This window comes from Gardnerella greenwoodii 00703Dmash, assembly GCF_000263635.1.
Classification (GTDB): domain Bacteria; phylum Actinomycetota; class Actinomycetes; order Actinomycetales; family Bifidobacteriaceae; genus Bifidobacterium; species Bifidobacterium greenwoodii.
Window position 1 is genome coordinate 79,588 of the sequence record NZ_ADEV01000011.1, and the last position, 8,190, is coordinate 87,777.

Consider the following 8,190-nt stretch of genomic DNA (forward strand, 5'->3'; position numbering starts at 1 on the left):
AAACAAGTGAATTTATAAACAAGTTTTAATAAGTGTCGATTGTTCTTGCCAAATCTATGCAAATGTTAAACGCTTTCTTTTTGAGCGATTTTCAAAGCCTCAAAATGGCTTAAAATCAACATAATTTAGCGCTAGTCGGCGTGTTGATGGTGTGTGTAAAGCGTAATCTTAAAAGCGGTGGGGGAACTTGTTTTGGGAAAAATTTGCAATGAGTATTCGTAATGAAGAAAAGGATCAGGAGATGATAAATCGCTGTTTTGCGTTCGTTCCAGGCATTAAGCATTTAGTTGCTTTAAGGTCGGCGTGCCTCGCGATTTCTTATCTTATGAATATTGCATTTGCTTACATTTGTGTTGGAATGCTTTCTCCGGTTCTTCGCCCAGTTCGTTCAGTTGGAACTTCTTTAATGAGTTCTGTTGAATTTACTTCGTATACTATTGCTTTAGTTGCTATTATTCTTATAAAATACGCGGCTTTTCACTGGTCTTCGACTATGCAAACAGATATTGAGTCGCGTGTTGCAATGCGTTTGCGCCCAAAAATGCTTCACGCAATGCTATCTTTAAGATCCGCAAATATTGAAGAAACTGGAGATTTTGTAAATTTTTCAGTAAATGACGATATTTCTGCAATCCAGCGTTTTATTGCCGTTCTTGTGCCTCAAATCGTTGCAGCTATTCCTATTCCAGTAGTTATTTCTGCTGTGCTATGCACGGTAAATCCTGCTATTGCTGGCATTTGCGCTATATCTGCAATGTTTAATATTGCGTCTCTTGTGCTAGTTTTGCTTATGCGTTCTGCATATTGGCGTTGCGTTAGTGCGTTGTGCTCTTACGTTATTGCCTCAATAGCGATTGTTGCTACAGTTTGGTTATCTAGCGTAAAAGGCGTGGGTCTTGCTGCAGCGCTGCTAACAATGCCTTTGTTAATGCTTAGTGTTCAGCCGTTTAGAGCTGTTAGCAAGTATATGCATGTTATTCGTGACGCTGTGCTTGGAATGAAGCACGTTGAATCTTTATTGCGCACTGTAACAGATTCTAACGCTCCAATATCTTTTAGTGACGACGGTTCAACATTATCTTTGCCAGATGGTTCCACGAATATTGCTCTGCGCATGCGCTGCGATATTAAATGCAATGGTAGTAACAATAACGAGTTTGAGTGTTTATCTATAGTTGCGCGCTCTGGTGAGCTTCAAGTAGTTCCAAGCAAATATCAGTCTGCTATGCACGCATACATGCTTTCTGGAACTGGGTTTAACAAAAACGCTGACGTATTGCTGTCTTATAGCGATCGTTACGAAGTTCAGGAAGATGATAATTCTCCGTTTGTTTCGCTTGATACTTTTGGGGAAGGCGGCAATTCTTCGTATCTTTCTTTAAACGATGCTACTTACGGCGCTCTTGCAGATATTGTTACTGTTGTTAGCGAAAAAAGTCACCTGTTTTCCATGACTTTGCGCGAAAACTTACTTCTTGCTGCTCCAAATGCCACAACTACTGCTATGTGGGATGCTTTGCGAGCTGCTAGAGTAGACGGCGTTGTTTATGCAGATTATGACGGATTAGATATTCCTATTGATCGTTTGCTAAATAATCCTGATTCAGCATACAATCCGGAAGATATTATTCGTCGAATTATTCTTGCACGCGCTTTACTTCGTCACACTCCTGTTTATATTTTCGACTATTGTGCGCAAGATATTAGCGAGTCAGAAGCCGAAAAAATTATTAAGATTTTGCGTAGAGTTGCGCGCTCTGCAACCGTAATAGTTTTAATGCCTAACGATGCGGGACTAACTTCTGCGGATACTAAAGTTACCGTGGAAGTTTATAAGCATATTTTGGATAATAAGTCAGGCGAAATTCAAAAATCGCAAGCAAGCTCTCAAGCAAGTGCGCAGGCAGGTGTGCAAGCAGGTGCACAAATAAAAAATATCGCACCTATTTCTGCTATTATTTCCGAATCAAGCAAGCGCAACATTTCCAAGTTTAAGCGCGCTATTTTTGCTATTCTTTCCACGTTTATTACAGCACTTAATCTTGCGGCAACAGTGTGTATTCCTGTAACTATTGTTTCTGCAATGTTTGCTGTTGCTGGCAGGCCAATCTTTGGTTTTGTAATGCAACAATGTGTTATGGTTGCTGTTTTATGCATGGCTATTAGAGCTTTTACTCTTGTGATTTCTTTTGCAGGTTTAGACATGCATAACGAGCGTTGGCATAAGGCTCATATAAGTATGAATGTTGGAATGGTTTGCGCTGTTATTCCACTAATTGTTGTGCTTTACTATTTCAATAAAAACTTATCTTATATTGCGATTGCAGCATGCGTGATTATTGTGTTCGTGCTGCCTAGATACTTGCTTATTCGCTCAAAGCATGTTGTAAATAAGCTTCGTTATGAAAAGAATGATGTTGAGTGCGAAGTGAACGATATTGAGCTTGGTATTGATGAGATTCTTGCTTTCCGTCAAGGTGAGCATTGTGTGAATCGAATGATTGCTTCAATGAAAAAAGTTTCGCAACAAGACATGCGTTTAGCGCGTAAAATAGCAGGTATTTCGTCGTTTATACTAGCTTTGGCGTTAGCAAGTATTGCTGCTGCAGCGTTGGTTGTGGCAAATACTGTTCATCCTGTTCCAACGAATCTTCCAGCATGGAGCACTGTATATGCTGTTATGGCAATGGTGTTGCTTGTGATTATGATTCAGCAAGTTATTGACGTTGTTTTGCAGCGTATACCTGCGATGGTAAGAACAAGTGGTAAAGCTGGTAAAGTGGCTGGCAAAGCGGCTGGTAGGGCGGCTGCAGCGGCTGGAGCATCTGGTAAATAGTATGTATATGCGCAAGCGGCGTAAACTTTCAAAAAGACAGTTAGCTGCAATTATTTGGATGATTATACTTGCTGTGCTAATTGGCGTTGCTGTCGGCTTGCTTTTGCCAAAGATTAGTAACAATGTAGGCAAGATTACTGGTGAATACGAGGCGAGTGGAGATGCTGCTAAAGCGCTTAAAAAGCTTCGTGTAGCGAAACCGTATCACAAAGGCTACGAGCGTCAAGTATTTGGGTATCGCACTACGGATGAAGATGGCAACGGTTGCGATGTTAGAGAAGATGTTTTAGCTCGCGATTTGCGAAATGTAAAATACAAGTACGCTGGTTCGTGCAAAGTGCGCTCCGGGCTTCTTCACGATCCGTACACAGGATTGGATATTAATTTCGTGCGTGGCCGCAAAACCAGCGCCTTGGTGCAAATAGATCACGTTGTTGCTTTGCAAAACGCTTGGGAATCTGGGGCTTGGAATTGGAATGCTTCAAAAAGGTTGAAATTTGGCAACGATATGCTTAATTTACTTGCTGTGCAAGGCGCGGCAAATCAAGAAAAAGGATCTGCTTCTGCAGCGTACTGGCTTCCTTCTAACAAATCATTTAGATGCGAATATGTGGCTCGCCAAATTGCTGTCAAATATAAGTATGGGCTTACTGTAACGCGTGATGAAAAGCAAAACATGCTGGCTGTATTACACAATTGCGGTGCGCAAGATCTGCCAAGGTGAATGCACTCAATATAGTCTTATCTTGTGTTTTTATGGTAATATTAACGAGATATTCTGTAGAGTATATTTTACTTGTACATGCGTAATAAGTTTTTTGAAAGGAGATTAAATATGAAAGCTTTAGATATAGCATCAATTTTTATTGATCGATACGGAAAAAAGCTAGCATTAACCAATCTCACTTTGAATAAGCTGGTATATTTTGCGCAAGTAGAATCGTTACGTAATAATCCTGAGCATCCGTTATTTACGGATGAGATTCAAGCTTGGGAATATGGTCCTGTAGAACCTAGTGTTTATAACGAGTTTAAGCAGTTTGGGCGAAATCGTATTTTCAATGCGCCTAATCACGAAACCAGCCAGTATGCTGATTGCATTGTAGATACTGTTGTTAAAAAATATGCTTGGATGAATTCGTTTGATTTAGTAAATTATGCTCATCGTGCTGGAGGTGCATGGCACAATGTGTATGACGCTTCGCACAATAAGCCGATTCTTATACAGAATATTCTGCAATCGTCAGATGTTACTTCGTATCCTGCTAAGAAAAATACGTTTATTAGTGCTGTAGATGCTGTAAAAAAACAGTATCCGAATACTTTGCGTATTCTTGGTGACGCATGAGACAGTATGATGCTCTTGTTTGGAATGAGGAACAGATTATTGCCTTCGCAGAAATAGTGTGTTCTATTCAACGAGAGATTGTTGATACAAGCCAAGGACTTGCTACTGTTAAGCAAGAAGTTCAGGGCAGTGTTGAAAATGTTTTGTATTCTTCATTTGCGATTATTTTTGATGAGTATCCAGCTGATCGAAATAATTATACGGATATTTTTGACCAAATTGCTGACTTTGCTACGCATCTTGCCAAAGACCATATTTTCCCTGATGCCAATAAGCGTACGACAGTATTAACGTGTGTAGCTTTACTTCGCAATAATGGGATTATTCTTGATATCGAAGATAGTGCAAATCCTTTTGACAATGCTTTATATAAATGGATTCAGAATATTGTTGAAGGTAAGATTGAGCGCGCGAGCTTAGCAGAACAGTTACGTTCACACGCTCATTTATTATCGAATGAAGTTAATTATTAGATAGAGTTCCGAACAATCGAGGTGTCCGGGACTCGCTGTCCATTATACTGCAGGTTCATTATGAAATTAGATGCAATAGTATCAGCTATGTTCTCACTCGTTATTATCGCTGGAGTATGGTGCCATTTTTCACCTTGGCTCATAACTGGTTGTGCTGTAATCAGTGCCGTATGTGCGTTAGATGCTGGGAGAAAGCACAAATGACTGATATTTGGCTTCTTTCTGAAGCTCTTGGCGTTACTTGCGATGTTATCCAGGATTATCGCTCTTTCCTTTCCATTCCCGTTCTTGTGTGATGTCTTACCTATCGTATAAATTTTTTTACACAGGCATTTATTGCGCTGTATACGTGGGTAGCTGAATTAACGTTTAAGCGGCGTATTCCGTCGCCAGCCCCACGGTTAGGAAGGCCGCGTTTAGCGGCTTTTCCTATAGTTAGAGGATTATTATATGAATATTTTTGTGTATGCGGATGAATCTGGAGTGTTCGATTATAAGCACAATGACGTGTTTGTTTTTGGCGGTCTTATATTTTTGGATAAAGATGAAAAAGATTCTGCACAGCGTTTGTATATTGCAGCTGAGAAAGTTCAGCGCGATAATGGTGCTGCTAGCGGGCATTCAGAGATGAAGGCAATTTATCTTAAAAATAAGCAAAAGTATTCCATGTTTCGCTCTATGAATCATTATCATCGTTTTGGCGTTGTTGTCGAGCAAGAATATGTTAATAAGAAGATTTTTGATAACAAGAAAACTAAACAACGATATTTAGATTATGCTTTTAAGATTGCCGTTAAATCTGAGTTGCAGAAAATGCTTGACAATAATGAAATATGCAAAAATTCTATAGAAAACATATACGTTTTTATGGACGAACATACTACAGCAACAAACGGTAGATATGAATTACGTGAAGCATTAGAGAATGAATTTAAGAATGGAACGTATAACAGGACTTGGGAAAAATATTTCCCACCATTGTTCCCTGGTATGAAGTCCGTTGATTTGAAATTAAAAGATTCAAAGCAAGATGCGCTTATTAGAGCAGCTGATATTGTAGCTAATAGATTATATTGGGCTGCGTCAAATAAGGATTATGATAAAGTAAAAAATTCTATTGATTTTATTTTTCTCCCAAATAAACATGAATGCTAAAGATGTCTAACAATAGCAACCAAAGGCGTTGAAAATTGCGATTTTGCATTTTCAGTGCCTTTTTTGCGTATTTTTAGCCTAAAGTAGCCGTGAAAGTAGCTGAATTTGATTTTCTGGGGGCATTTGACTGATTATTGTGGCTTGCCTCGTTTTGTCTATTGCTTTGAGCGTTGTCACTTGCTGATCTAGCGTTAGTGCTGATAGTACTGCTATGAGTGGGTCTTTTTCTTGATTTTGTGTAGGTCCTACATTATTTTGTGTAGGCCCTACAGTTTTTTGCATTTCTACGTTTTGTGATTTTATGCCGAGTTGTTCTTCTTTTGCTTGTTCATTAAGTCTAGCTGATGTACGCTTGCGTTGCGCTTGGCTGATTTGCTGGTATACGGATACAGTTTTAATGTCGCTATGACCTGCAACTTCCATGAGTTCTGCAAGGCTTGCGCCTGCTTCTCCGTAGTGTGTGAGTGCTGTGTGTCGAAGGTCGTGGAAGTGCATGTCTTTTAATGATGGCATGTGTGCTATTGCGCGGTTGAAGCTTTCTCTAAGGCTTGCTGGGGCAACGAACGCTCTAGGTGTGCGAGTATGTAGAATCAGCTCATCTGGTTTGCCGCTTGGCATTTGTTGCCGCATGTGCGTTTCAAAATATTCGCGCGTCCATTCTGGTATTGGTACTTTTCTTATGCTGCTTGCTGTTTTTGGCTTGCCTACTTCAAGGCGTCGTTTTTGCCCTAAGTGGTTTATGCTTTTTAGGCTTTTGTTGACGCTGATAGTCATTGCGTCAAGGTCTACGTCGCTTCTGGTGAGTGCGCAACATTCGCCTTCGCGTAATCCGCACGCTCCAGCTAGCATGACTCCGATGCGTAAATGTGGCGCCATCATGCTGTATATATCAACGAGTTGCGCGATGCTGATGGCGATGCTTTCGTGCCTTGTGCGTGGTTTTTTGAGTTTGAGTGTGCAAGGGTTGCGCTGTAATAGTGTTTCTCCAGCTGCGTTTACTTCTTTTGCACAAGCGTAGTTGAATATGCTTCTAAGTAGTATGTAGCAGTGTGATCGTGCTACTGTATTTCTTCCTGTAAGTTCGTCGCAGTCGAATGCGTCATACCAGTTTTGTATGTCTTTGCTTGTGATTGTTTTGATGCGTCTTTCTCCAAATGCTGGTAGAAGATAATTGCGCAATCGTCCTTCTTTGTGTGATTGTGTAGTTTCTTCCAACCTGCTCCCGTCTGGTTTGCGCTGATTTTGCATATAGTCGTCTGCTAACTGCGCGAATGTGATTGAGCTTTTATCTATTTCGTGGCGGTTGATTTTGGCTGGGGGAGTCCATGTGCCTAATGCTATTTCTTTTTCTGCTTGAGCAAGCCATGCTTCTAGCTCTACGCGGTAGGCGGCTGGCAAGGTGCGCGTGAATTCTTTTGGCAGTGACGGGTTTTCCGCTAGTGCTGCTGGAGGCGTTGGATAGCGCGCTTCTAGTGCTTGCCCGTATGATCGTGTTACTTTTCTGATTTTCCCGAATTTGCGCCGTGCCATTAACGTTCCCCTTATTTAACCGTTTTATACCGTTAGGACGGTGAGAGGCGTCAACTATTGCATCTTGATTTTTTGACGCCTTCCGCAACGCCTTTCATAATGTATTATATTGTATCAAAATGTATTATTTTGCACAATTCAATATTAAAAGCTCTTGAGTCTAAGGCATTGGAAACATTGGCTTTTGCTACAAAAAACGCCACTGTTTAAGCAGTGGCGTTATTGCGTTTGTGGAGTCGCGGGGAATTGAACCCCGGTCCGGTGACCGTACCCTCGGTCTTCTACGTGCGTAGTCTGCTGGCCGTGCGGCAGTTTTTCTGCCCCCATGTTATAGCAGACAATTCATGGCGAGCATATCTACAGTAAAAGTCCCTGAATTGCCCTGCAGCCCGGCAATTCAAGCAAGTCTTCTAATGACGTTCAGCACCACCCCGAAGACGTGAGTGGGTGAACGGAGCAGCTGCTCACTGGTTAATCCTGGCGCGAAGCTCAGGCAGCGAGAGCGAACTCAGTGCGATTAGATTTAGCACTTATTCTTTTGCGAAAGGACGTTTACGAGTGGACTTTCGCATTCTCGGCACGCTTCCCCGCGGCGAACAGATCGCCGTCGAAACCGATCGACCCCTTTTGAATTTTCAAATAATTGCTGCATTAAAGCAGACTTTACTATAGTACAACATATTCTGCGCGGCTGCTATGTGTGAGTTGTTGTGCGTGAGTTGTTGTGCGTGAGTTGTTGTGCGTGAGTTGTTGTGCGTGAGTTGTTGTGCGTGAGTTGCTGTGCGCAACTTACAATGCGCAAATTGCTGTGCGCAAGCTGCTATATATATAAATGATTCGTATTGCAT

The 8,190-nt window shown here is 41.3% G+C and carries 6 protein-coding genes and 1 other RNA gene; 5 read left to right on the forward strand and 2 right to left on the reverse strand.

Annotation, left to right across the window (positions count from 1 at the left end):
* Nucleotides 1–208 precede the first annotated feature (208 nt).
* The 5 genes from NG78_RS00135 to NG78_RS00115 all read left to right on the forward strand — a co-directional run bounded on the left by NG78_RS00135 (nt 209) and on the right by NG78_RS00115 (nt 5,812).
* A complete protein-coding gene (locus NG78_RS00135) occupies nt 209–2,836 on the forward strand; it encodes an ABC transporter ATP-binding protein (protein WP_004135515.1) in 2,628 nt (875 codons plus the stop codon).
* 1 nt (nt 2,837) lies between these two features.
* Nucleotides 2,838–3,560, forward strand: a complete 723-nt coding sequence (locus NG78_RS00130; RefSeq protein WP_004135517.1) for an HNH endonuclease family protein — start codon at nt 2,838–2,840, stop codon at nt 3,558–3,560.
* A gap of 111 nt (nt 3,561–3,671) precedes the next feature.
* Nucleotides 3,672–4,184 carry a Panacea domain-containing protein gene (locus NG78_RS00125; RefSeq protein ID WP_004135519.1) on the forward strand — a complete coding sequence of 171 codons (513 nt, stop codon included), beginning with the start codon at nt 3,672–3,674 and terminating at the stop codon, nt 4,182–4,184.
* Nucleotides 4,181–4,657, forward strand: a complete 477-nt coding sequence (locus NG78_RS00120; RefSeq protein ID WP_004135521.1) for a Fic family protein — start codon at nt 4,181–4,183, stop codon at nt 4,655–4,657. The genes NG78_RS00125 and NG78_RS00120 overlap by 4 nt, the downstream gene beginning before the upstream one ends.
* 450 nt (nt 4,658–5,107) lie before the next feature.
* Entirely contained in the window at nt 5,108–5,812 is a 705-nt protein-coding gene (locus NG78_RS00115) for a DUF3800 domain-containing protein (protein ID WP_004135526.1), read from the forward strand.
* Nucleotides 5,813–5,890: 78 nt separating this feature from the next.
* On the opposite strand, the gene NG78_RS00110 is transcribed toward NG78_RS00115, so the two are convergent.
* Both NG78_RS00110 and ssrA read right to left on the reverse strand, forming a co-directional pair.
* Complete coding sequence (locus tag NG78_RS00110) at nt 5,891–7,342, reverse strand: tyrosine-type recombinase/integrase (protein ID WP_004135528.1); 1,452 nt, start codon at nt 7,340–7,342, stop codon at nt 5,891–5,893.
* Between the two features lie 228 nt (nt 7,343–7,570).
* Nucleotides 7,571–7,967, reverse strand: a transfer-messenger RNA (tmRNA) gene (gene ssrA / locus NG78_RS06095).
* Between the last annotated feature and the right edge of the window lie 223 nt (nt 7,968–8,190).